Annotated in this window: 21 protein-coding genes and 3 tRNA genes; 23 read left to right on the forward strand and 1 reads right to left on the reverse strand. The window is 59.4% G+C overall.

Annotated features, from left to right (window positions below):
• Positions 1-98: 98 nt before the first annotated feature.
• From Q8M73_04465 to Q8M73_04490, 6 genes are all read left to right on the forward strand, one after another.
• Positions 99-171: transfer RNA gene (locus Q8M73_04465), tRNA-Thr, on the forward strand.
• Positions 172-207: 36 nt separating this feature from the next.
• A tRNA-Met gene (locus Q8M73_04470) sits at positions 208-280 on the forward strand.
• Positions 281-352: 72 nt separating this feature from the next.
• The gene (gene rpmG / locus Q8M73_04475) at positions 353-520 is read left to right on the forward strand and encodes a 50S ribosomal protein L33 (protein MDP2287802.1); all 168 of its coding nucleotides are present in this window, start codon (positions 353-355) and stop codon (positions 518-520) included.
• Between the two features lie 21 nt (positions 521-541).
• Positions 542-991 (forward strand): MaoC family dehydratase N-terminal domain-containing protein, encoded by a 450-nt coding sequence (locus Q8M73_04480; protein MDP2287803.1) that lies wholly within the window; start codon positions 542-544, stop codon positions 989-991.
• On the forward strand, positions 988-1410 hold the full coding sequence (locus Q8M73_04485; protein ID MDP2287804.1) for a MaoC family dehydratase: 423 nt from the start codon (positions 988-990) through the stop codon (positions 1408-1410). The genes Q8M73_04480 and Q8M73_04485 overlap by 4 nt, the downstream gene beginning before the upstream one ends.
• A gap of 19 nt (positions 1411-1429) precedes the next feature.
• Complete coding sequence (locus tag Q8M73_04490) at positions 1430-2446, forward strand: UDP-N-acetylmuramate dehydrogenase (GenBank protein ID MDP2287805.1); 1017 nt, start codon at positions 1430-1432, stop codon at positions 2444-2446.
• On the opposite strand, the gene Q8M73_04495 is transcribed toward Q8M73_04490, so the two are convergent.
• Complete coding sequence (locus Q8M73_04495) at positions 2443-3645, reverse strand: pyridoxal phosphate-dependent aminotransferase (protein ID MDP2287806.1); 1203 nt, start codon at positions 3643-3645, stop codon at positions 2443-2445. The genes Q8M73_04490 and Q8M73_04495 overlap by 4 nt on opposite strands.
• A gap of 334 nt (positions 3646-3979) precedes the next feature.
• On the opposite strand from Q8M73_04495, the gene Q8M73_04500 reads away from it, so the two are divergent.
• The 17 genes from Q8M73_04500 to rpsJ all read left to right on the forward strand — a co-directional run bounded on the left by Q8M73_04500 (position 3980) and on the right by rpsJ (position 22915).
• Positions 3980-4052 (forward strand) — tRNA-Trp (locus tag Q8M73_04500).
• A 45-nt stretch (positions 4053-4097) separates the two neighbouring features.
• The gene (gene secE, locus Q8M73_04505) at positions 4098-4349 is read left to right on the forward strand and encodes a preprotein translocase subunit SecE (GenBank protein ID MDP2287807.1); all 252 of its coding nucleotides are present in this window, start codon (positions 4098-4100) and stop codon (positions 4347-4349) included.
• Positions 4350-4392: 43 nt separating this feature from the next.
• On the forward strand, positions 4393-5193 hold the full coding sequence (gene nusG / locus Q8M73_04510; GenBank protein ID MDP2287808.1) for a transcription termination/antitermination protein NusG: 801 nt from the start codon (positions 4393-4395) through the stop codon (positions 5191-5193).
• 81 nt (positions 5194-5274) lie between these two features.
• Positions 5275-5706: a 50S ribosomal protein L11 gene (gene rplK / locus Q8M73_04515; protein ID MDP2287809.1), complete on the forward strand. Its 432-nt coding sequence runs from the start codon at positions 5275-5277 to the stop codon at positions 5704-5706.
• Positions 5707-5789: 83 nt separating this feature from the next.
• Positions 5790-6503 carry a 50S ribosomal protein L1 gene (rplA, locus tag Q8M73_04520; protein MDP2287810.1) on the forward strand — a complete coding sequence of 238 codons (714 nt, stop codon included), beginning with the start codon at positions 5790-5792 and terminating at the stop codon, positions 6501-6503.
• A gap of 247 nt (positions 6504-6750) precedes the next feature.
• Positions 6751-7422, forward strand: a complete 672-nt coding sequence (gene rplJ / locus Q8M73_04525; GenBank protein MDP2287811.1) for a 50S ribosomal protein L10 — start codon at positions 6751-6753, stop codon at positions 7420-7422.
• 50 nt (positions 7423-7472) lie between these two features.
• Positions 7473-7862, forward strand: coding sequence for a 50S ribosomal protein L7/L12 (gene rplL, locus Q8M73_04530; protein ID MDP2287812.1), 390 nt, complete (start codon positions 7473-7475; stop codon positions 7860-7862).
• Between the two features lie 440 nt (positions 7863-8302).
• On the forward strand, positions 8303-11770 hold the full coding sequence (rpoB, locus tag Q8M73_04535) for a DNA-directed RNA polymerase subunit beta (GenBank protein ID MDP2287813.1): 3468 nt from the start codon (positions 8303-8305) through the stop codon (positions 11768-11770).
• A 53-nt stretch (positions 11771-11823) separates the two neighbouring features.
• On the forward strand, positions 11824-15696 hold the full coding sequence (locus tag Q8M73_04540; protein ID MDP2287814.1) for a DNA-directed RNA polymerase subunit beta': 3873 nt from the start codon (positions 11824-11826) through the stop codon (positions 15694-15696).
• 71 nt (positions 15697-15767) lie between these two features.
• The gene (locus tag Q8M73_04545; GenBank protein MDP2287815.1) at positions 15768-16589 is read left to right on the forward strand and encodes an RNA methyltransferase; all 822 of its coding nucleotides are present in this window, start codon (positions 15768-15770) and stop codon (positions 16587-16589) included.
• A gap of 54 nt (positions 16590-16643) precedes the next feature.
• The gene (locus tag Q8M73_04550) at positions 16644-17543 is read left to right on the forward strand and encodes a TIGR03619 family F420-dependent LLM class oxidoreductase (protein MDP2287816.1); all 900 of its coding nucleotides are present in this window, start codon (positions 16644-16646) and stop codon (positions 17541-17543) included.
• Between the two features lie 20 nt (positions 17544-17563).
• On the forward strand, positions 17564-17950 hold the full coding sequence (locus Q8M73_04555; protein ID MDP2287817.1) for a hypothetical protein: 387 nt from the start codon (positions 17564-17566) through the stop codon (positions 17948-17950).
• Between the two features lie 264 nt (positions 17951-18214).
• Positions 18215-18589: a 30S ribosomal protein S12 gene (rpsL, locus tag Q8M73_04560; protein MDP2287818.1), complete on the forward strand. Its 375-nt coding sequence runs from the start codon at positions 18215-18217 to the stop codon at positions 18587-18589.
• On the forward strand, positions 18589-19059 hold the full coding sequence (gene rpsG, locus Q8M73_04565) for a 30S ribosomal protein S7 (GenBank protein MDP2287819.1): 471 nt from the start codon (positions 18589-18591) through the stop codon (positions 19057-19059). The genes rpsL and rpsG overlap by 1 nt, the downstream gene beginning before the upstream one ends.
• Before the next feature lie 96 nt (positions 19060-19155).
• Positions 19156-21204 carry an elongation factor G gene (gene fusA / locus Q8M73_04570; GenBank protein ID MDP2287820.1) on the forward strand — a complete coding sequence of 683 codons (2049 nt, stop codon included), beginning with the start codon at positions 19156-19158 and terminating at the stop codon, positions 21202-21204.
• Between the two features lie 88 nt (positions 21205-21292).
• The gene (gene tuf, locus Q8M73_04575) at positions 21293-22489 is read left to right on the forward strand and encodes an elongation factor Tu (protein MDP2287821.1); all 1197 of its coding nucleotides are present in this window, start codon (positions 21293-21295) and stop codon (positions 22487-22489) included.
• Positions 22490-22606: 117 nt separating this feature from the next.
• Entirely contained in the window at positions 22607-22915 is a 309-nt protein-coding gene (gene rpsJ, locus Q8M73_04580; GenBank protein ID MDP2287822.1) for a 30S ribosomal protein S10, read from the forward strand.
• The last annotated feature ends 7 nt before the right edge of the window (positions 22916-22922 follow it).

Consider the following 22922-nt stretch of genomic DNA (forward strand, 5'->3'; position numbering starts at 1 on the left):
CACAGTGTGGGGCCTTTGCTCTGATTCCTCACGATCGCATCGAGGGGAGACAGGATTTCGATTGGCTTCACCCTCCGTGTACGCTTGCGGGGCTTTGTGCCCCCATAGCTCAGTCGGTAGAGCGTCTCCATGGTAAGGAGAAGGTCTACGGTTCAAATCCGTATGGGGGCCCGTATGGCAGCAGGAGCTTCGGTTCCTACCGCCTAGAGCGGGGTAGCTCAGTTGGTAGAGCAAGCGGCTCATAATCGCTGTGTCGCCGGTTCAAGTCCGGCCCTCGCTACTGGTGAGCCTCACGCTCATTGCACCGTACGATTCAGGCTCGACAAGGCACGACCCTCAGAAAGGCACGACCATGGCTAAGGCTTCCGACGTTCGCCCCAAGATCACCTTGGCGTGTGAAGACTGCAAGCATCGCAACTACATCACCAAGAAGAATCGTCGCAACGATCCTGACCGCATGGAGATGAAGAAGCACTGCATGAACTGCAACAAGCACACTGTCCACAAGGAAACTCGCTAGCCGGTCTGAGTTCAGTAACTCATGGCGCTGAATCCGGAGTTCATCGGGCGGACCTATCCAGCAGGCCCCTCCTACGTGGTTGGCCGCGAGAAGATCCGCGAATTCGCGCGCGCGGTGGGTGACGATAACCCTGCCTATCTTGACCCGGAGGCGGCCCAGGCCTTGGGCTACCCCGATGTCATCGCGCCGCCGACTTTTGCGATTGTGCTCTCGCTGGATGCAGCAAACGCCGCGCTCTTTGATCCCGAACTTGGTCTGGACTACTCGCGCGTGGTGCATGGCGAACAGTCCTTCTCCTACACCCGACCGATCTGTGCAGGCGATGAACTCATCGTCACGACCGTGATCGAAAACATCCGCTCAATGGCGGGCAACGACATGGTCACCACCAAGGGCATCATCACCACAGTCGACGGTGAGCCCGTTGCAACGGCAACTTCAATGCTGGTCTCACGCGGTGAAGACGCATGAGCGTGAACTTCGACAGCGTGGCTGTGGGTACCGAACTGCCGCCGGCGCAGTACTCCCTTACTCGACTGACATTGGTGAAGTACGCAGGCGCCTCCGGAGACTTCAACACCATTCACTGGAATGAGCGCATCGCAGTTGAAGTGGGTCTGCCCAATGTGATCGCGCACGGGATGCTCACCATGGCGGAGGCCGTGCGGGTCGTCACCGACTGGGTTGGGGATCCAGGCGCTGTCATTGAGTACGGCGTGCGCTTCACGCGCCCGGTCATCGTGGTAAATGACGACGAAGGCGCGGTGCTTTCAGTTTCAGCCAAGATCACCGAGCTTCTCGAGGATCGCTGCGTGAAGATCGCCATCACATGCAAGAGCCAGGATCAAACAGTGCTGGGCCGGGCTCAGGCGATCGTCCGTCTTGCCTAGTCATCTCTAGTCTTGACTCATGCGGCTCGCTGAACACACCACCCTGCGTGTGGGCGGAAATGCCACTGCCTCGCTGGTCGTCACGACCGAGGCGGCGCTCATTGAAGCCGTTCGTCAGGCAGACGTCACGGGTACGCCAGTGCTGCTGCTCGGTGGCGGCAGCAATTTGCTGGTAGCCGACGAAGGCTTTGCTGGACTTGTCATTCAAACCAAGGTGCGTGGCATCCACCATCAGGACATTGGTGATCTGGTTTTCGTGACTGCAGCTTGCGGTGAGCCCTGGGATAGCTTCGTTTCGGTCTGTCTGAGTTCTGGCGCTCACGGACTCGAAGCGCTCTCGGGAATTCCAGGTGACGTCGGCGCAACACCAATTCAAAACGTTGGTGCCTATGGCGTTGAAGTAGGCAATCTGATTGCGAGCGTTCGGGTGTGGGACCGCGAAGTGCAGGAGCAACGAGATCTGTCCCCGCAAGAGTGCGGGTTCACCTACCGCGGCAGCATCTTCAAGGAGCACCCTGATCGTTGGGTCGTTCTTGCTGTCACCTTTGCCCTTGCCCGAACCGGCTTGAGTCGCATCATGTACGACCAGCTCGCCGAACTGCTGGATCTGGATGTCGGCGATACCGCACTGCCGTCGCGCATCCGCGAATCTGTTGTGCGACTGCGTCGGTCCAAGGGCATGGTGCTTGATGAAACTGACTACGACACGTGGAGCGCTGGGTCCTTCTTCACCAATCCGATCGTGTCACCCGAAGTTGAACGCACCTTGCCAGCGGATTGTCCGCGCTATCCAGCTTCATCTGGCGCCAAGCTCAGTGCGGCATGGCTCATCCAGCATGCGGGAGTTGACCCTGGTTTCGGTCTCAATGAGCGTGCCCGCATTTCGACAAAGCACTCATTGGCCCTGACCAATCGTGGTGAAGCAAATGCGGCAGACATCCTTGAACTCGCGAAGCATGTGCGCGAACGAGTCCTGTCGACATTTGCAATCGAACTCAAGCCTGAGGTGCGCCTTGTTGGGTGCACACTGGACTAGTTGATCTCGCCCAGCAACGCAGCAATCCGGCCGGCACCTTCCGCGATATCTGCGTCACTCGTGGCGTATGACAATCGCATATACCCAGGAGTGCCAAAGGCTTCTCCGGGCACCACTGCAACTTCTGCCTCATCAAGGATCAACCCAGCAAGTTGCGCCGACGAAGTCAACTGCTGTCCGCGCAGACTCTTGCCCATCAGTGCCTTGACTGAGGGGTACACATAGAACGCACCTTCAGGAAGCGGACAGGTGACACCGGGAATCGCGTCGAGAATGCCGGTGATCAATGTGCGGCGTCGATCGAATGCTGCCTTCATTTCGGCGACTGCGGAAAGGTCGCCGGTCACTGCAGCCAGCGCAGCAATCTGAGAGACGTTGGCCACGTTGGAAGTTGCGTGCGATTGAAGATTGGTTGCAGCCTTGACGATGTCGGCAGGTCCGATGAGCCAGCCCACTCGCCAACCGGTCATCGCATAGGTCTTTGCAACACCATTGACCACGATGCAGGTGTCAGCAAGAGCCGGGACGAGTGCAGGCATCGATGCGAACTGCGCATCGCCGTAGACCAGATGCTCGTAGATCTCGTCGGTGACAACCCAGATGCCGTGTTCAACCGCCCACTCGCCAATGGCCTTCACCTCGGCGGGGGAGTAGACCGCGCCGGTTGGGTTCGAAGGTGACACGAAGACCAGCACCTTGGTGCGTGCAGTGCGGGCAGCATCAAGTTGAGCGATGGTGGCGCGGTAGCCAGATGTCTCATCGGTCATGATTTCCACAGGAATGCCGCCGGCCAGCCGGATCGACTCTGGGTACGTCGTCCAGTAAGGAGCCGGCAGAAGTACTTCATCGCCTGGATCCAGCAATGACGCAAAGGCGTTGTAGAGCGCCTGCTTTCCACCATTGGTGATCAATACCTGACCTGCAGTGACCTCGTAGCCCGAGTCGCGCTTGGTCTTGAGCGCTACTGCCTCTTTCAGTTCCGGCAAACCACCGGCGGGCGTGTAGCGATGCCATTTAGGCTCCGAACAGGCCTTGATGGCTGCGGCAACGATGTAGTCAGGTGTTGGGAAATCCGGCTCGCCCGCCCCAAAGCCAATGACAGGTTGGCCAGCGGCCTTCAAGGCCTTGGCCTTGGCATCCACAGCCAAGGTGGCGGATTCGGTAATTGCGGCAATGCGATCAGATACGCGTGCGGTCATATGTCCATTGTTTCAGCGCGTTCGCGCGCTCCAAGCGGCAGCCTCGCGTTACTGATTGCATGTGGAGATGCCAACGGGGCAAAGATGCCTGATCGCGGTATACCGTCCCCCAGTCGGTGCTGATCGGCGAACTGGCCCGCAAGATCTCCATCAAGGTTGACTCCCCGGTCGGGCTTGGTGTTGCACTGCTCACCGACCCCAATTGGGACTTGCCGCAGGACTCAGGAGGGCACTTGTGCCCGAATTGCTCAGCACCCCGCAGCGGCCGTAGACTGCCTGCCGCGGTTAAACCGTTGGCGGTAGCCTGCCCACAGGCATGCCAATGGGGCGACTTAGGGTCGTAGCTCAATTGGCAGAGCACCGGTCTCCAACACCGGGGGTTGGGGGTTCAACTCCCTCCGGCCCTGCGCACGTTGCAGGAAGCACGATTTCGACGAAGTGAAGGTAAGGCAATGACGGACACGGATGGCACCCTCGAGCGCAGCTCGAGCAGTCCAGCGCGCCCAAATAAGAAGAATGTCTTTGCCCGGCTGGCGCTGTTCATCCGCCAGGTGGTCGCTGAGCTCCGCAAGGTCATCTGGCCCACGCGCAAGGAGCTCATCGCCTACACGGCGGTCGTGCTCGTGTTCGTACTGATCATGGCCGGCTTCATTGCAGGTCTTGATTTCATCTTCACCAAGGGTGTGCTGTTCGTCTTCGGATGAGCACAGACCTCAAGCCCTTCCCCGATCAAGGAGATACCCCGCTGTGTCCGAGCAGGACCTGAACGAAGTTGTAGTCGAGTCAGCAACTGACATCGAACTCGCAGTTGACGAGCGCGACCAGAGCACTGAGGTAGCCGAGTCCGTGCTGGCTGACGTCGAGGAGCTGGTTTCCGTCGAGTCGCTGGACGGCTCGGATGACGTTGCGGAGATCCTTGAGGCCGAGATCGATGAGGAAATCGACCCAGTCGAGGAATTCCGCGAGCAGATGAGACGCGCCCCCGGCGACTGGTACGTCATTCACTCCTATGCCGGTTACGAGAACAAGGTCAAGCAGAACCTTGAATCCCGCGTGAACTCCCTCAACATGGAGGACTACATCTTCCAGGTCGAGGTGCCGATGGAAGAGGTCACCGAGATCAAGAGCGGAGTGCGCAAGCAGGTCAAGCGCAACAAGTTCCCCGGCTACGTCCTGGTCCGGCTTGACCTCACTGACGAGTCATGGGGCGCGGTGCGCCACACTCCCGGTGTCACAGGCTTCGTTGGTCACGGACATCAGCCTTCGCCCTTGTCCGTTGATGAGGTCACCGCGATCCTGGCCCCCGTGCCTGAGAAGAAGGCCGGAGCCACAGGCAGCTCTGGTGGCGCTAGCCCGTCAACCCCACAGATCACCGAGATCGACTTCGCCGTTGGCGATTCAGTCACGGTCGTGGATGGACCGTTTGCCACCTTGCATGCGACCATCTCCGAAATCAACATCGAGGCACAGAAGGTCACCGGACTGGTGGAGATCTTCGGCCGCGAGACTCCGGTTGAACTCGCGTTCAGCCAGGTCGTGAAGAACTAGCGACCACGCAGAGTCCTGGAAGCGCCGCTCTCAGGTCGTACCAATCCCAACAGCACGCCCACACGTAAGGACCCGAACATCATGGCACCGAAGAAGAAGGTCGCCGGCCTGATCAAGCTGCAAATTCAGGCAGGCGCAGCAAACCCCGCGCCGCCAGTGGGCCCAGCCTTGGGCCAGCACGGCGTCAACATCATGGAGTTCTGCAAGGCATACAACGCCGCAACAGAATCCCAAAAGGGCAATGTGATCCCTGTTGAGATCACGGTCTACGAAGATCGTTCATTCGATTTCGTGCTGAAGACCCCGCCCGCTTCCCGCCTGATTCTCAAGGCCGCCGGCCTGGAGAAGGGCTCGGGAACACCCAAGACATCAAAGGCTGGCTCGATCACTCAAGATCAGGTCCGTCAGATTGCCGAGACCAAGATGCCTGACCTCAATGCCAATGACATTGATGCAGCGATGAAGATCATCGAAGGCACCGCACGTCAAATGGGAATCACCGTTTCCGCGTAGTCACGCACACCCCACCCGTGGGAGAGCCAGCGCGGCTCGCCAACCACAACCTGCTAGAGGTACAACCTGCGAAGGAGCAGACAATGAAGCGCAGCAAGGCATACCGCGAAGCGGCAGAAAAGATCGACGCAGATGAGCTCTACACACCACTGGCAGCTGTCCGCCTGGTGAAGGAGACCACGAAGTCGAAGTTCGATCCCACCGTTGAGATCTCCATGCGTTTGGGCGTTGACCCTCGCAAGGCAGATCAGATGGTGCGTGGCACTGTGAATCTGCCTCATGGCACTGGCAAGACCGTTCGGGTCCTGGTGTTTGCCAATGCCGAGAAGGCAGAAGAAGCCCGTGCCGCAGGCGCCGACTTCGTCGGCTCAGATGACCTCATCGAAAAGGTACGCGCAGGCTGGACCGATTTCGATTCAGCGGTCTGCACGCCTGATCTCATGGGCAAGGTCGGAACCTTGGGCAAGGTGCTTGGACCTCGCGGTCTCATGCCCAACCCCAAGACCGGCACCGTCACCATGGACGTGGCCAAGGCCGTTGACGACATCAAGGGCGGCAAGATCGAGTTCCGCGTCGACAAGCACTCCAACCTGCAGTTCCCGATCGGCAAGGCCTCGTTCACCGAAGCTCAGCTGGTTGAGAACTACGCAGCAGCACTCGACGAGGTCCTTCGCCTGAAGCCTTCTTCGGCAAAGGGGCGCTACGTCCGCAAGGCCGTGGTGTCGTCAACAATGGGTCCTGGCATTCAGGTTGATCCCAACCGCGTCAAGAACCTGCTCAGCGACGACGAGAGCTAAGTCTTCGCACTGCTCTCAGAAGGCCCGCACACGTTGCGGGCCTTCTGCATTTGCCCCTGACGGGTAGCCACCCGTACAGTTCACCCCGACCGAAGACCGCTGGTCGCGAATCGCAAGATTCGTCGAAGGCTCCACAGCATGTGGGCGACCTGCGTAGGACACTTGAGAATGGCCCCTGGTGGCCATGCCCCGTGCGCCTGCGCCGGGGCGTTTTGCATGGTGGGGGGTCCACTTGAGAAGGAGCCCCATGGCTAAAGCGACAAAGGTGGAAACAGTCACCGAACTCGCAGAGCACTTCCGCACGTCCAGTGCGGCTGTGTTGACTGAATACCGTGGCCTCAGCGTTGCGCAGCTGAAAGAACTGCGTCGCACCCTGGGCCCAACGGTGACCTACGCGGTCGTCAAGAACACCTTGACCAAGATCGCAGCCAAAGATGCTGGTGTCGCTGGCCTGGATGACCTGCTTGCCGGACCGAGCGCCATTGCGTTCGTCACAGGCGATGCCGTTGATGCAGCCAAGGCCATTCGCAACTTTGCAAAGGACAACGTCGCCCTTGTCATCAAGGGCGGATTCATGGACGGCAAGGTGCTCAATGCCGCTGACGTCCAGAAGATCGCTGATCTTGAATCTCGCGAAGTCCTGCTCTCCAAGCTTGCTGGCGCAATGAAGGCCAAGCAGTCCCATGCTGTGGCGCTGTTCGCAGCCCCATTGGCCAAGACCGCCCGAGCCCTTGGCGCACTGCAGGCCAAGCTTGAAGCGGATCCGTCCGCACAGGCTGCACCCCAGACTCCAGTAGCCCAGGCGCCTGTCGCCGAGGCGCCAGCGGCCGATGAGGTCGTTGAAGCTGTTGCCGAAGAAGTTGTCACCCCCGAGACGCCAGCCGAAACGGCAGCTGTTGAGGAAACCACCGAGGGCTAAAGCCCACCAAACCCCGGCCCTCGGCCGGTTCTACCTGAAAGGACGCCACCATGGCGAAGTTGAGCACCGATGATCTGCTTGAAGCATTCAAGGAGATGACCCTTCTCGAGCTCTCAGAGTTCGTGAAGTTGTTCGAAGAGACCTTTGACGTGACTGCGGCCGCACCGGTTGCCGTTGCAGCCGCAGCAGCACCGGCCGGCGGCGACGCTGGCGGCGCAGCAGCAGAGCAGGACGAGTTCGATGTCGTCCTGGACGTTGCCGGCGACAACAAGATTCCAGTCATCAAGGAGGTGCGCGCACTCACGAGCCTGGGTCTGAAGGAGGCCAAGGATCTCGTGGAGGCAGCTCCTAAGGCGATTCTTGAGAAGGTCAACAAGGAGACCGCTGAGAAGGCAAAGGCACAGCTCGAAGCAGCTGGCGCCACCGTAACCATCAAGTAACTCCCAGTACTGCGTGGGGGGTGGGCCTTTGGGCCTGCCCCCCATAGTGCTGTCCGGAGGCGTCCGGACCCTGTGTGCACGTATCCGATATCCACACGCCCGACATGATTTGTGGCGATGCGCTTGACCTTTTGCCAGTCAGGGTCCATTCTCATCAACGCAGTCTCGTGCACCAGACCGGTTACCGAGGACCTGCCCGCGTTAGTCGATGAGCTCATGGCTGTCGAACGTCGTGCTTGCGGGTAAGGCATCGAGGGTGATTGGCCAAGGGGTCGGGGTCGACAGCGGTTTGCCCTTAGGGTAGGCTGCCGCTTTGCGCTGCCATTTCATTGCTAACTCAAACCGGGTTGTCCAAGGGTCTGCTCCTTGACTATCCGGACTGTTCGCATTGATTCAGGCCTGTGCAAGCTGGAAATTAGCGCCCTGTGGAAGGAACTACTTTGGCCCCCACGCGTACGTCTAGCGTCACGCCGCTCTCACCCGGTTTGCACCGGGCATCTTTTGCCAAGATTCGTGAGCCTCTGGCTGCGCCTGATCTGCTGAAGCTGCAGACCGCCAGCTTTGACTGGCTGCTTGGCGGAACCGAATGGCAGCAGGTGGTCCGTGAGACCCTGGCCTCGGGCAACAACGAGATCCCGCAGGCCTCTGGCCTGACCGAGATCTTCGAGGAGATCAGCCCGATAGAGGATTTCGCCGGCGCCATGTCGCTGTCGTTCCGCGATCACCGCTTTGAGCCTCCCAAGTACACCGTTGAGCAGTGCAAGGACAAGGACTTCACCTACTCTGCGCCGCTGTTCGTCACGGCTGAGTTCATGAACAACGAGACTGGTGAGATCAAGTCTCAGACCGTCTTCATGGGTGACTTCCCCCTGATGACCAACAAGGGCACCTTCATCATCAACGGCACCGAGCGTGTCGTGGTGTCCCAGCTGGTTCGCTCACCGGGTGTCTACTTCGATCGCTCAGTCGACAAGGCCACGGACAAGGATGTCTTCGCCTGCAAGATCATCCCCAGCCGTGGTGCCTGGCTTGAGTTCGAGATCGACAAGAAGGATCTCGTCGCTGTTCGTGTTGACCGCAAGCGCAAGCAGCCGGTCACGGTGCTGCTGAAGGCACTGGGCATGAACCACGAGCAGATCGTGGAGCGCTTTGGCCGGTACGAGACCTTCATGGCCACGCTTGAGAAGGATCACATCGCCACTCAAGAGGATGCGCTGCTGGATATCTACCGCAAGTTGCGTCCCGGCGAACCGCCAACACTGGAGAACGCCCGCAACCTGCTCGACAACTTCTACTTCAACCCCAAGCGTTATGACCTCGCCAAGGTTGGCCGTTACAAGATCAACAAGAAGCTCGGTCTTGACCTGCCACTGACGCAGAGTGTGCTCACCCTTGAAGACGTCGTTCAGACAATCGAGTACCTGGTTCGTCTGCATGCAGGCGAGACGACGATCGAAGGCCCTCGCGGTGAGGTTCGCTGCGAGACCGATGACATCGATCACTTCGGCAATCGCCGTCTGCGCACCGTTGGCGAACTGATCCAGAATCAGATTCGCACGGGTCTGTCCCGCATGGAGCGCGTGGTCCGTGAGCGCATGACGACTCAGGATGTCGAGGCGATCACGCCGCAGACCCTGATCAACATTCGTCCCGTGGTTGCCTCGATCAAGGAGTTCTTCGGAACCTCGCAGTTGTCGCAGTTCATGGACCAGACCAACCCGCTTGCCGGTCTGACCCACAAGCGTCGGCTGTCCGCACTTGGGCCCGGTGGTCTTTCGCGTGAGCGTGCCGGCTTTGAGGTTCGCGACGTTCACCCTTCGCACTACGGCCGCATGTGCCCGATTGAAACTCCAGAAGGCCCGAACATTGGTCTGATCGGGTCGCTGTCGACCTATGGCCGCGTGAATGCCTTCGGCTTCATCGAAACTCCGTACCGCAAGGTCATCAACGGCCGCGTCAGCGATGACGTGGACTACCTGACTGCTGATGAAGAAGATCTGCACGTGGTGGCACAGGCCAACACGACGATCGACAGCAACGGCAAGATGCTTGACGACCGTGTGCTCGTGCGACGCAAGGGCGGCGAAGTCGACTACATCCTTCCACAGGATGTCGACTACATGGACGTCTCTCCTCGTCAGCTGTGGTCAGTTGCCACCGCGATGATTCCCTTCCTCGAGCATGACGATGCAAACCGGGCCCTGATGGGTTCCAACATGCAGCGTCAGGCAGTGCCGTTGCTTCGTTCCGAGGCCCCACTCGTGGGTACCGGCATGGAGTTCCGCGCTGCATACGACGCAGGTGACATCGTCACTGCGCAGGCTGCAGGTGTGGTCACCGAGGTTTCCGCTGACATCGTCACGGTGATGCAGGACGACGGCGAGTACATGACGTACCGCATCGAGAAGTTCCACCGTTCCAATCAGGGCACCTGCTTCAACCAGCGCCCGATTGTCAGCACCAATGACCGTGTCGAAGTTGGCCAGGTGCTCGCTGATGGTCCGTCAACGGATCTCGGTGAAATGGCACTCGGCAAGAACCTGCTCGTGGCATTCATGTCATGGGAAGGCCACAACTACGAGGACGCGATCATCCTCAACCAGCGACTTGTGCAAGACGATGTGCTCTCCTCGATTCACATCGAGGAGCACGAAGTCGACGCACGCGACACCAAGCTGGGTCCAGAGGAGATCACTCGCGACATCCCCAACGTTGCCGAGGAGGTGCTGGCCGATCTCGATGATCGCGGCATCATCCGTATCGGTGCCGATGTCGTCCCTGGCGACATCCTGGTTGGCAAGGTCACGCCCAAGGGCGAGACCGAGCTCACCCCTGAAGAGCGTTTGCTGCGCGCCATCTTCGGTGAGAAGGCTCGCGAAGTTCGCGACACCTCGCTGAAGGTTCCGCACGGTGAGTCCGGCAAGGTCATCGGCGTTCGCGTCTTTGATCGTGAAGAGGGTGACGAGCTTCCCCCAGGTGTCAACCGCTTGGTCCGCGTCTACATCGCTCAGAAGCGCAAGATCACAGAAGGTGACAAGCTTGCTGGCCGTCACGGCAACAAGGGCGTCATCGCCAAGATCCTGCCTGCTGAGGACATGCCCTTCCTTGAAGATGGCACGCCTGTCGATGTGGTGCTGAACCCACTGGGTGTTCCTGGTCGTATGAACGTCGGCCAGATCCTTGAGACCCACTTGGGCTGGGCTGCCGCAACGGGTTGGAAGGTTGATCCTTCTGACCCACGTGCAAAGAACCTTCCTGAGATGGTCAAGGAGGCTCCACGCCGCACCAAGGTTGCCACGCCAGTGTTCGATGGCGCACATGAGGATGAGCTCGCGCTCGTGCTCGAGTCCACCCTGCCAACAGATGACGGCTTCACTCTCGTCGGCGCTGACGGTAAGGCCTCACTGTTTGATGGACGCAGCGGCGAGCCGTACCCAGGTCGGGTCACGGTCGGCTACATCTATATCCTCAAGCTTCTGCACTTGGTTGACGACAAGATCCACGCACGCTCAACTGGCCCGTACTCGATGATCACCCAGCAGCCATTGGGCGGTAAGGCGCAGTTCGGTGGCCAGCGCTTTGGTGAGATGGAAGTGTGGGCACTTGAAGCCTATGGCGCGGCTTACGCGCTGCAGGAGTTGCTCACCATCAAGTCCGATGACGTGCTTGGTCGCGTCAAGGTCTACGAGGCAATCGTCAAGGGCGAAAACGTTCCTGAGCCGGGTATCCCTGAATCATTCAAGGTGCTCGTCAAGGAAATGCAGTCGCTGTGTCTGAATGTCGAAGTTCTGTCCAGCAATGGCCAGGCCATCGAGCTTCGTGACACCGATGAGGATGTCTTCCGCACCGCCGAGGAACTCGGCATTGACCTGTCACGCCCAGAGCGCAGCAGCGTTGAAGAGCTCTAGCACCGCAGAGCTATTCCTAGCCAACTTCCCGCACACGAACGAAGGACACTTCAGTGCTAGACGTTAACTTCTTTGACGAACTCCGCATTGGCCTTGCCACTGCGGATGACATCCGCACCTGGTCATACGGCGAGGTGAAGAAGCCAGAGACCATCAACTACCGCACCCTCAAGCCTGAGAAGGACGGCCTGTTCTGCGAGAAGATCTTCGGTCCTACTCGCGACTGGGAGTGCTACTGCGGCAAGTACAAGCGCGTGCGTTTCAAGGGCATCATCTGCGAGCGTTGCGGCGTTGAAGTCACTCGCGCCAAGGTTCGTCGTGAGCGCATGGGTCACATTGAGCTCGCTGCACCAGTGACGCATATTTGGTACTTCAAGGGTGTGCCAAGTCGTCTTGGCTACCTGCTTGATCTTGCACCGAAGGATCTTGAAAAGGTCATCTACTTCGCGGCATACATGATCACGTGGGTCGACATCGATGGTCGCCATGAGGCGCTGCCATCACTTGAGAACCAGTTGGGTGTTGAGAAGAAGCAGATCGCCAATCGTCGCGATTCAGATATCGATGCCCGTGCCAAGAAGCTTGAGACCGATCTGGCCGAGCTTGAGGCCGAAGGCGCCAAGGCTGATGTGCGTCGCAAGGTTCGCGAGTCAGGCGAACGTGAGATGGCTGCTGTACGCCGTCGCGCCGACACAGAGATCGAGCGTCTTGATCGCATCTTCGATCGCTTCCGCACGCTGAAGGTCCAAGACCTTGAGGGTGACGAAATGCTGTTCCGCGAAATGCGTGATCGCTATGGTCGCTGGTTTGACGGAAGCATGGGTGCGGCTGCAATCCAAAAGCGCCTGGAGACCTTCGACCTCGATGCAGAGAACACGATCCTGCGCGACATCGTCGTCAACGGCAAGGGCCAGAAGAAGACTCGTGCACTCAAGCGACTCAAGGTTGTCAACGCATTCCTGACCACCTCGAACTCGCCTACCGGCATGGTGCTTGACGCAGTTCCTGTCATCCCACCGGATCTTCGCCCGATGGTGCAGCTCGATGGTGGCCGCTTTGCAACAAGCGACCTCAACGACCTCTACCGCCGTGTGATCAACCGCAACAACCGTTTGAAGCGCCTGCTGGATCTCGGTGCTCCCGAGATCATCGTGAACAACGAGAAGCGCATGCTCCAAGAGGCTGTTGACGCGCTCTTTGACAATGGTCGTCGTGGCCGTCCGGTCACCGGACCAGGCAACCGCGCGCTGAAGTCACTGTCCGACATGCTCAAGGGCAAGCAGGGCCGCTTCCGTCAGAACCTGCTCGGCAAGCGCGTTGACTACTCAGGCCGTTCGGTCATCGTGGTTGGCCCGCAGTTGAAGCTGCATCAGTGTGGTCTGCCAAAGCAGATGGCACTTGAGCTCTTCAAGCCCTTCGTCATGAAGCGCCTGGTTGATCTCAACCATGCTCAGAACATCAAGAGTGCAAAGCGCATGGTCGAGCGTTCGCGTTCAGTTGTGTGGGATGTCCTTGAAGAGGTCATCACTGAGCATCCAGTGCTGCTCAACCGCGCCCCTACCCTGCACCGCCTTGGCATCCAGGCCTTCGAGCCTCAACTGATCGAGGGCAAGGCCATCCAGATTCACCCACTGGTCTGCACAGCGTTCAACGCAGACTTCGATGGTGACCAGATGGCCGTCCACCTGCCCTTGTCGGCAGAGGCTCAGGCAGAGGCTCGGATCTTGATGCTCTCAAGCAACAACATCCTTTCGCCAGCAAACGGTCGCGCCATCACCACTCCTACTCAGGACATGGTGTTGGGCATCTACTCGCTGACGATGAACGAGCCAGGTGCCGAGGGCGAAGGCCGTGCCTTCTCCTCGATCGCTGAAGCCATGATGGCCTTTGACGCCAAATCGCTTTCACGTCAGTCGGAAATCACGATCCGCCTGACTGACGGCATGCCTCCAGAGGGCTTTGAAGCCCCTGAGGGCTGGGAGCCAGGTCAGCCCTTCCTGCTCAAGACCACACTCGGTCGGGCCATCTTCAACGAGGCACTGCCAAGTGACTACCCATTCGTCAACGCGCAGGTCGACAAGCGGATGCTGGGCGCAGTGGTCAACCAGCTCGCAGAGCGTTACGCCAAGGTTGATGTAGCCGCGACCCTGGACAAGCTGAAGGAACTCGGCTTCTACTGGGCCACTCGTTCCGGTGTCACGATCTCGATCTCCGATGTCGTCACCCCGCCACGCAAGGCTGAACTGCTCGCTGTTGCCGAAGGCTTTGCTGACAAGGTGCAGAAGCAGTACGAGCGTGGTCTGATCACAGATGCTGAGCGCCGTCAGGAGCTCATTGAGATCTGGACCCGTGCGACCGACGAGGTTGCCAAGGCCATGCAGGAGAACTTCCCGCGCACCAACCCCGTCCACATCATGGTCGACTCAGGTGCTCGCGGTAACTTCATGCAGGTTCGTCAGATCGCAGGTATGCGTGGTCTGGTGGCCAACCCCAAGGGCGAGATCATCCCGCGCCCGATCAAGTCCAACTTCCGCGAGGGCCTGTCGGTTCTGGAGTACTTCATCTCCACCCACGGTGCTCGCAAGGGTCTGGCTGATACCGCACTTCGTACCGCTGACTCCGGTTACCTGACTCGTCGCCTAGTTGACGTGTCACAGGATGTCATCGTTCGCGAGGTCGACTGCTTCACCGATCGCAGCACTGTGATCATCATCGGTGAGACTGTCGACGGTCACTTGCGCCCAGTGGAGAACCTCGATACCGCTGTCACCTCACGGGTGCTTGGTCGCGACGTTGAGGTCGACGGCACGACGATTGCGCTGGCTGGCGAAGAACTCACCACACCACGACTCATTGAACTCGTCGAACTGGGTGCAGCAGAGGTTCGGGTGCGCACAGTGCTGACCTGCGAGAGCAAGGTCGGCACCTGCGCAATGTGCTACGGCAAGTCAATGGCAACCGGCAAGTTGGTTGACGTCGGCGAGGCCATCGGCATCGTTGCAGCACAGTCCATCGGTGAGCCAGGCACTCAGCTCACTATGCGTACCTTCCACACCGGCGGTGTTGCTGGTGAGGACATCACGCATGGCCTGCCTCGCATCGTTGAGCTCTTCGAGGCACGTACCCCCAAGGGTGTCGCCCCGATCAGCGAGGTCACTGGCCGCGTCCGCATTGATGACACCGACAAGACCCGCAAGATCGTGGTCGTTCCCGATGATGGCAGCGAAGAAATCGCGCAGCCAGTGTCGAAGCGAACTCGTCTGCTCGTCGAAGACGGCCAGCATGTGCAGGTTGGACATCAGCTCACCATTGGTGCAGTTGATCCCAAGCAGGTGCTGCGCATCCTTGGTCAGCGTGCAGTCCAGCTCTACCTGGTTGATCAGGTGCAAGAGGTCTACCGCTCGCAGGGTGTCTCGATCCACGACAAGCACATTGAGGTCATCGTTCGTCAGATGCTCAAGCGCGTCACGATCATTGACGATGGCGACTCAGGCTTCCTCACCGGTGATGTTGTCGAGCGCACCAACTTCGAGAACGTCAACCGTCGTGTGGTCTCTGAGGGTCGTTCGCCTGCAGCTGGTCGCCCGGAACTCATGGGTATCACCAAGGCGTCGCTAGCAACTGAGTCCTGGTTGTCAGCGGCTTCCTTCCAGGAGACCACTCGTGTGCTCACTGACGCAGCAATTCATGCCAAGAGCGATCCGCTCCTTGGTCTGAAGGAGAACGTCATCCTGGGCAAGCTCATTCCTGCAGGTACCGGCATGCCGATCTACCGCAATGTTCGAGTTGAGCCCACCGAGGAAGCCAAGAACGCAATGTATGCAACATTCGCGAACTACGACGAGCTCGACTACACCAGCTTCAGCGCATCTTCCGGTGCTGCTGTACCTCTGGAGGAGTTCGACTTCCGCGGATACAACGCATAAGCAATCAGTGCTAAGCAAGAAGGGGAAGGGCCTTGGCCCTTCCCCTTCTTGCTGTCTGGAGACAATGCCTCATGCCAGTAATCCCCGTCAGCGACATTGAAGACATACGCCTGGCCGACTATTCGTCCTTGACTGATGTGGCACTGCGTACCAGTTTCGAATCCCAGCACGGGCTCTACATCGCTGAGAGCGCCAAAGTGATCACGCGAGCATTGCGCGCAGGCCACGTTCCGCGTTCGGTACTGATGTCAGATCGATGGCTGCCGCGCATGGGCGAACTCATTGAAGACATCCAGTCACGTCACCCCCGCACCGCCATCTTCATCGGGGATGAGGCAGAGCTCGAAGCACTCGCCGGCTTCCATGTGCATCGCGGAGCCCTTGCTGCCATGCATCGTCCGGCTCTGCCCGCACTGGGTGACCTCATTTCCGATGGCCCTGCGCGCCTGGTCATCCTGGACGGGATCGTTGATCACACCAATATCGGCGCGATCTTCCGATCAGTTGCCGGCATGGGGGCCGATGCTGTGCTGCTGACAGAGCAGTGCGCCGATCCCTTGTACCGCCGCAGTGTGCGGGTATCGATGGGCTCGGTGTTCCAGGTGCCGTGGACGCGCATTGGCAGCTGGACGGCTGATGTGGGCCAGTTGCGCGACGCCGGCTTCACCATTGCGGCTCTGGCATTGACGCTGCAGGCCAAGGATCTGGGGAGCTTTGCGTCGACAGCACCTGATCGACTGGCGATTGTGCTGGGCTCTGAGGGAGACGGGCTGTCCTCGGCGGTGATCGCCGATGCTGACGTCACGGTGCGCATCCCAATGGCCGGGGGAGTGGACTCCCTGAATGTCGCTGCAGCCTCGGCAGTGGCCCTGTGGGCGCTGCGCCTACCCTGACGTGGTTGGCGATATCCGCCTCTACGCCGTACGGATCAACTAGCGTCATGGGCTGTGCACATTGGAATTTCTCGGCCACCGACGCCCCCGCATCCGATACCTGATGTTGATGCTGCCGTAGTAGCCGTGCTTGCCGAAGGCATGGGGTTTGAATCCATCGTGTATGGAGAGCACCCGATACGTCCCGTTGACCAGGCGGGTCAGGGCGTGCACGCAGATGGAATCCCATTCTTTCAGGACACGCTCATTGCGATGGCGCGCATTTCTGCGCTGACGACGACGATCAAGTTCGGTGGCGGAGTGTTCCTGATCCCGCAACACAATCCCGTGCAGTTCGCCAAGGAGCTTGCCAGCCTTGACTTCTACAGCGGAGGTCGACTCCTGGTCGGTGCAGGCATCGGCTGGAGCCAGGTCGAATGTGAACTGCTCGGGGGCCAATGGGGTCGGCGCTGGCAGCAGACCAGAGAAACCGTGGAGATTATGAAGCTGCTGTGGACTCAGGAGACCACGACATATGAAGGTGAGATCTACACAGTTCCACCAGTGCAGCTGTATCCCAAGCCCGTGAATCCCCTGGGACCGCCAGTGCTACTTGGCGTTCGACCCGGTGAGAAGGGCTTTGCCAGAATCGTCAGCTACGCAGACGGTTGGTTGCCGGCCCTTGTCAGTGAGGAGGATCTTGCCCATGGCCCAGAGATCATTGCAGATGGTCGACGACAGATCAGCGCACTTGCTGTTGAAGCGGGTCGCGAACCGGCAGACTTTCAGATCAGTGTGATCGTCCGCGGGCCACAGATTGATGGCGACCTTGGTCCGGCGCGTGAGGTGAACCGAGCAATGGTCTCCGAGCTCGTTGATGCCGGGGCTGATCGGGTGCTCATCTCGCTAGCCACCATCACCAATGAGGAGGATGCCAAGCGGGAGCTTGATCGGATTGCAGAGTCCGTGCTCTAGGCATCCAATAGAGTCAAGCCATGAGTCCGCAGGATCCGCAGCCACCAGATCCATCCTGGCCGCGCGAGCCGATCCCGGCTCCCCCCATTCCTCCCTATGCGGCGGTTGCCGTCCCGACGCCTGCCAAGTCCACGTCGGCAGATGCGATCGTGGCGTTCATCTTGTCTCTGGTCTCATGGGCGGTCTGCCCGATCATCTTCGCGATCGTGGCCCTGATCTTCGCTGCCAAGGCAGATCGGGCCCTGGCCGCATCCCCGTCGACGCTGGGCGGCAGTGGCCTGAACCTGGCAGCCAAGCTGATTGCCTGGATCAATATCGGCTTCTGGGTGGCCCTGATCTTCATCGGTGGCTTCATCGGACTGGTCCTGCTGCTGGCTGGCGCTGGCTCTGAGCCCGCCCTTCCGTGAGGCGACTGTCGCCAGAGTTTCGCAAATCGGACCCCGTTTTGACTCCCCGACCTAAAGCCGGGTAATCTTCCCCTTCGTGTCTGACCCCTCAGGCACATCCCGCCGTGCGAACTTCCCCCGAAGGCATGCACCGACGCTTTGCGTCTGGGATCCAGCCACGATCTGGTGATCGTTGTTGCCTTGCGCAGCGCGACACACCCGACCGCGTGGGTCGGAGACTGAGGGAACAGGAACGGCAAGGTCACCAACCGAGAAAGGCAACGCGTGCCAACGATCCAGCAGCTGGTCCGTAAGGGTCGGCAGGACAAGATCACCAAGACGAAGGCTCCCGCACTCAAGGGCAGTCCTCAGCGTCGCGGAGTCTGTACCCGTGTGTACACAACCACGCCCAAGAAGCCGAACTCGGCTCTGCGCAAGGTGGCCCGTGTGCGACTGACCTCTGGTATCGAGATCACCGCCTACATCCCAGGTGTTGGTCACAACCTGCAGGAGCACTCAATCGTGCTGATCCGCGGTGGACGTGTCCGCGACCTGCCAGGTGTGCGCTACAAGGTCATCCGCGGCGCCCTTGACACCCAGGGTGTCAAGAACCGCAAGCAGGCTCGCAGTAAGTACGGCGCGAAGAAGGAGAAGGCCTAATGCCTCGCAAGGGTCCTGCCGCCAAGCGGCCCATCGTCATCGACCCGGTCTACCAGGCCCCGTTGGTCACCCAGCTCGTCAACAAGGTGCTCCTTGACGGCAAGCGCTCCACCGCAGAGCGCATTGTCTATGGCGCATTGGAAGGCTGCCGCGAAAAGACCGGCACCGATCCAGTGCAGACCCTCAAGCGCGCTCTGGACAACATTCGTCCCACCCTTGAGGTGAAGTCCCGCCGCGTCGGTGGCGCCACCTACCAGGTCCCCATCGAGGTCAAGGCAGGCCGGGCAACCACCCTGTCCCTTCGCTGGTTGATCAGCTACTCGCGCCAGAGGCGTGAAAAGACGATGACCGAACGCCTCATGAACGAAATCCTGGATGCCTCCAACGGCCTTGGCGCAAGCGTCAAGAAGCGTGAAGACACCCACAAGATGGCTGAGTCCAACAAGGCCTTCGCGCACTACCGCTGGTAGTCCGCACCCCCCACCCCTTCATCGCTTACGCAACGGAGAGCATTCGTGTCTACGCAGACCAGCCTCGACCTCGCCAAGGTCCGGAACATCGGGATCATGGCGCATATCGACGCGGGCAAAACCACCACGACCGAGCGCATCTTGTTCTACACCGGTATCAACTACAAGATCGGTGAAGTTCACGAAGGTGCAGCGACGATGGACTGGATGGAGCAGGAGCAGGAGCGCGGCATCACGATCACCTCGGCTGCCACCACCTGTGTCTGGAAAGACCACACCATCAACATCATCGACACACCCGGTCACGTGGACTTCACTGTTGAAGTTGAGCGCTCACTGCGTGTGCTTGATGGCGCAGTCACGGTGTTCGACGGCGTTGCCGGCGTAGAGCCACAGTCCGAGACCGTGTGGCGTCAGGCTGACAAGTACAGCGTTCCACGCATCTGTTTCGTGAACAAGCTTGACCGCACCGGTGCTGACTTCTTCCGCTGCGTTGACATGATCGTCGAGCGCCTTGGTGCAACTCCTCTGGTTCTGCAGATCCCCATCGGTTCCGAAGGCGACTTCCTGGGCGTCGTCGATCTCATCACCATGAAGGCATTGACCTGGCGTGGCGAGACCGAAAAGGGCGAGGACTACGAGATCGAGGAAATCCCAGCCGAGCTTGCTGCTCAGGCTGCGGAGTACCGAGAGAAGCTGCTCGAGGTGCTGTCCGAGGCCGATGACGCAATCCTGGAGAAGTTCCTGGAAGGCGAGGAATTCACTCCTGCCGAGCTGCAGGCCGCCATTCGCCGCGCGACCCTGGCCTACAAGCTCACCCCGATCCTGACCGGCTCTGCGTTCAAGAACAAGGGTGTCCAGCCCATGCTCGATGCAGTTGTGGCCTACCTGCCCTGCCCGCTGGACGTCGAGGCTGTCGAGGGTCACAAGCCGGGCAACGAAGATGTCATCATCGAGCGCAAGCCAAGTGACAGCGAGCCCTTCGCAGCTCTCGCGTTCAAGATCATGACTGATCCACACCTTGGCAAGCTGACCTACCTGCGCGTGTACTCCGGTCGCCTGAACACCGGCACTGCCGTGCTGAACAGCGTGAAGGATCGCAAGGAGCGCATCGGAAAGATCTACCGAATGCACGCCAACAAGCGCGAAGAAATCGATTCAGTGGGCGCCGGCGACATTGTTGCTGTGATGGGTCTGAAGGACACCACCACAGGCGAGACCTTGTGCGATTCATCGAACCCAGTAGTGCTGGAGTCGATGACCTTCCCAGCACCTGTCATCCACATCGCCATTGAGCCCAAGACCAAGAGCGATCAGGACAAGCTGGGCATCGCAATTCAGCGTCTTGCTGAAGAAGATCCCACCTTCCACGTGCGCTCCGACGAAGAGACCGGCCAGACCATCATCGGTGGCATGGGTGAGCTTCACCTTGAGGTCCTCGTTGACCGCATGAAGCGCGAATTCAACGTCGAGGCAAATGTCGGCAAGCCACAGGTTGCCTACCGCGAGACGATCACCAAGAAGGTCGTCAAGATCGACTACACGCACAAGAAGCAGTCAGGTGGCTCAGGCCAGTTCGCTCGCGTGATCATCGACCTCGAGCCGAACACCGATGAAGGTGGCGGCTACGCATTTGAGAACAAGGTCACCGGTGGACGCATTCCTCGTGAATACATCCCATCCGTTGACGCGGGAGCACAGGAAGCACTTGAGAACGGTGTGCTCGCTGGTTACCCAATGGTTGACGTCAAGGTCACGCTGCAAGACGGTGCGTACCACGATGTTGACTCCTCAGAACTCGCATTCAAGATCGCCGGCTCCATGGCGTTCAAGGATGCTGCGCGCAAGGCTGGCGCAGTCATCCTGGAACCGATGATGGCTGTTGAGGTGACCACACCTGATGACTTCATGGGTGATGTCATCGGCGATCTGAACTCACGACGCGGACAGATCCAGGCGATGGAAGAACGCATGGGCGCTCGTGTTGTGAAAGCAGTTGTACCGCTGTCCGAGATGTTCGGCTACGTAGGAGATCTACGCAGCCGCACTCAGGGACGTGCGAGCTACAGCATGCAATTTGACTCCTACGCACAGGTTCCGTCCAACGTGCAGGTGGAGATCATCGCCAAGGCTCGCGGCGAATAGTCGCGGATCAAAAGAAACACACCACTAACAAAAATAACCATCCGATCCGCGATACCGCCGGACGGCTACACGACAAGGGAGAACTCAAGTGGCGAAGGCCAAGTTTGAGCGCACCAAGCCGCACGTCAACATCGGCACCATTGGTCACATTGACCATGGCAAGACGACCCTGACTGCTGCCATCACCAAGGTGCTGCACGACAAATACCCGGATGTGAACCCCTTCACACCCTTCGACATGATCGACAAGGCGCCAGAAGAGCGTCAGCGCGGTATCACCATCTCGATCGCGCACGTCGAGTACCAGACCGAGACGCGTCACTACGCACACGTCGACTGCCCAGGTCACGCTGACTACATCAAGAACATGATCACCGGCGCAGCTCAGATGGACGGTGCAATCCTGGTGGTTGCCGCCACTGACGGCCCGATGCCTCAGACCAAGGAGCACGTGCTCCTTGCTCGCCAGGTCGGCGTTCCCTCCATCGTCGTTGCACTCAACAAGTGCGACATGGTTGACGATGAGGATCTGCTTGAGCTGGTCGAGATGGAGGTTCGCGAACTTCTGTCAACCTACGAGTTCCCAGGCGACGACATCCCAGTGGTGCGCGTGGCAGCCTTCCCAGCTCTTCAGGGTGATGCCAAGTGGGGCGAGTCGATCATGGCCCTCATGGATGCCGTCGACAGTTACATCCCGACCCCTGAGCGCGAAGTTGACAAGCCCTTCCTCATGCCAGTCGAGGACGTCTTCACGATCACTGGTCGTGGCACCGTCGTCACCGGCCGTATCGAGCGTGGCATCGTCAAGATCAACGAGGAAATCGAAATCGTTGGCATCCGTCCGGGCATCCCGCTGAAGACCACGGTCACCGGCGTTGAGATGTTCCGCAAGCTGCTTGACGAAGGTCAGGCTGGCGAGAACGTCGGACTGCTGCTTCGTGGCACCAAGCGTGAAGATGTCGAGCGCGGTCAGGTCTGCTGCAAGCCAGGCTCGATCACCCCGCACACGGGCTTTGACGCACAGGTCTACATCCTCTCCAAGGATGAAGGCGGCCGTCACACCCCGTTCTTCAACAACTACCGTCCGCAGTTCTACTTCCGGACCACTGACGTCACCGGCGTTGTGACCCTGCCTGACGGCAAGGACATGGTTATGCCAGGCGACAACACCGACATGGCAGTGGAGCTCATTCAGTCCATCGCCATGGAAGAGGGCCTTCGCTTCGCAATTCGCGAGGGTGGCCGCACGGTTGGCGCTGGCCGCGTCATCAAGATCACCAAGTAGTGAAGTTGGGGGCGGCCCTCGGGCCGCTCCCAACAGCACCACTGCACTACCTGCACCGACTGCACCACAAGTACGAACCGAAGCATTGGCACACGAGAAGTAAGGACACCAGCCACCATGGCGGGACAAAAGATCCGCATCCGGCTTAAGGCCTATGACCATGAGGTCATCGATTCATCGGCGCGCAAGATCGTCGAGACGGTGATCCGCACTGGTGCATCGGTAGCAGGCCCGGTGCCTTTGCCGACGGAAAAGAACATCTACTGCGTCATCCGCTCGCCCCACAAGTACAAGGACAGCCGCGAGCACTTCGAGATGCGCACGCACAAGCGCCTCATTGACATTCTCGACCCCACGCCGAAGACCGTTGATTCGCTTATGCGTCTTGACCTTCCGGCCGGTGTCGACATCGAGATCAAGCTGTAGGGAAGAC

It is taken from the genome of Actinomycetota bacterium, assembly GCA_030684515.1.
Lineage (GTDB): Bacteria > Actinomycetota > Actinomycetes > S36-B12 > S36-B12 > UBA11398.

Excerpts from the sequence above, each read along its gene's own strand:
- Q8M73_04490 (MDP2287805.1), top strand. The coding sequence starts at position 1,430 with ATGCGGCTCGCTGAACACACCACCCTGCGTGTGGGCGGAAATGCCACT.
- secE (MDP2287807.1), top strand. The coding sequence starts at position 4,098 with ATGACGGACACGGATGGCACCCTCGAGCGCAGCTCGAGCAGTCCAGCG.
- Q8M73_04555 (MDP2287817.1), top strand. The coding sequence starts at position 17,564 with ATGAGTCCGCAGGATCCGCAGCCACCAGATCCATCCTGGCCGCGCGAG.
- rpsG (MDP2287819.1), top strand. The coding sequence starts at position 18,589 with ATGCCTCGCAAGGGTCCTGCCGCCAAGCGGCCCATCGTCATCGACCCG.
- rpsJ (MDP2287822.1), top strand. The coding sequence starts at position 22,607 with ATGGCGGGACAAAAGATCCGCATCCGGCTTAAGGCCTATGACCATGAG.
- rplK (MDP2287809.1), top strand. The coding sequence starts at position 5,275 with ATGGCACCGAAGAAGAAGGTCGCCGGCCTGATCAAGCTGCAAATTCAG.
- Q8M73_04480 (MDP2287803.1), top strand. The coding sequence starts at position 542 with ATGGCGCTGAATCCGGAGTTCATCGGGCGGACCTATCCAGCAGGCCCC.
- rplL (MDP2287812.1), top strand. The coding sequence starts at position 7,473 with ATGGCGAAGTTGAGCACCGATGATCTGCTTGAAGCATTCAAGGAGATG.
- rplJ (MDP2287811.1), top strand. The coding sequence starts at position 6,751 with ATGGCTAAAGCGACAAAGGTGGAAACAGTCACCGAACTCGCAGAGCAC.
- fusA (MDP2287820.1), top strand. The coding sequence starts at position 19,156 with ATGGCGCATATCGACGCGGGCAAAACCACCACGACCGAGCGCATCTTG.
- Q8M73_04485 (MDP2287804.1), top strand. The coding sequence starts at position 988 with ATGAGCGTGAACTTCGACAGCGTGGCTGTGGGTACCGAACTGCCGCCG.
- Q8M73_04545 (MDP2287815.1), top strand. The coding sequence starts at position 15,768 with ATGCCAGTAATCCCCGTCAGCGACATTGAAGACATACGCCTGGCCGAC.
- rpmG (MDP2287802.1), top strand. The coding sequence starts at position 353 with ATGGCTAAGGCTTCCGACGTTCGCCCCAAGATCACCTTGGCGTGTGAA.
- Q8M73_04495 (MDP2287806.1), bottom strand. The coding sequence starts at position 3,645 with ATGACCGCACGCGTATCTGATCGCATTGCCGCAATTACCGAATCCGCC.
- rplA (MDP2287810.1), top strand. The coding sequence starts at position 5,790 with ATGAAGCGCAGCAAGGCATACCGCGAAGCGGCAGAAAAGATCGACGCA.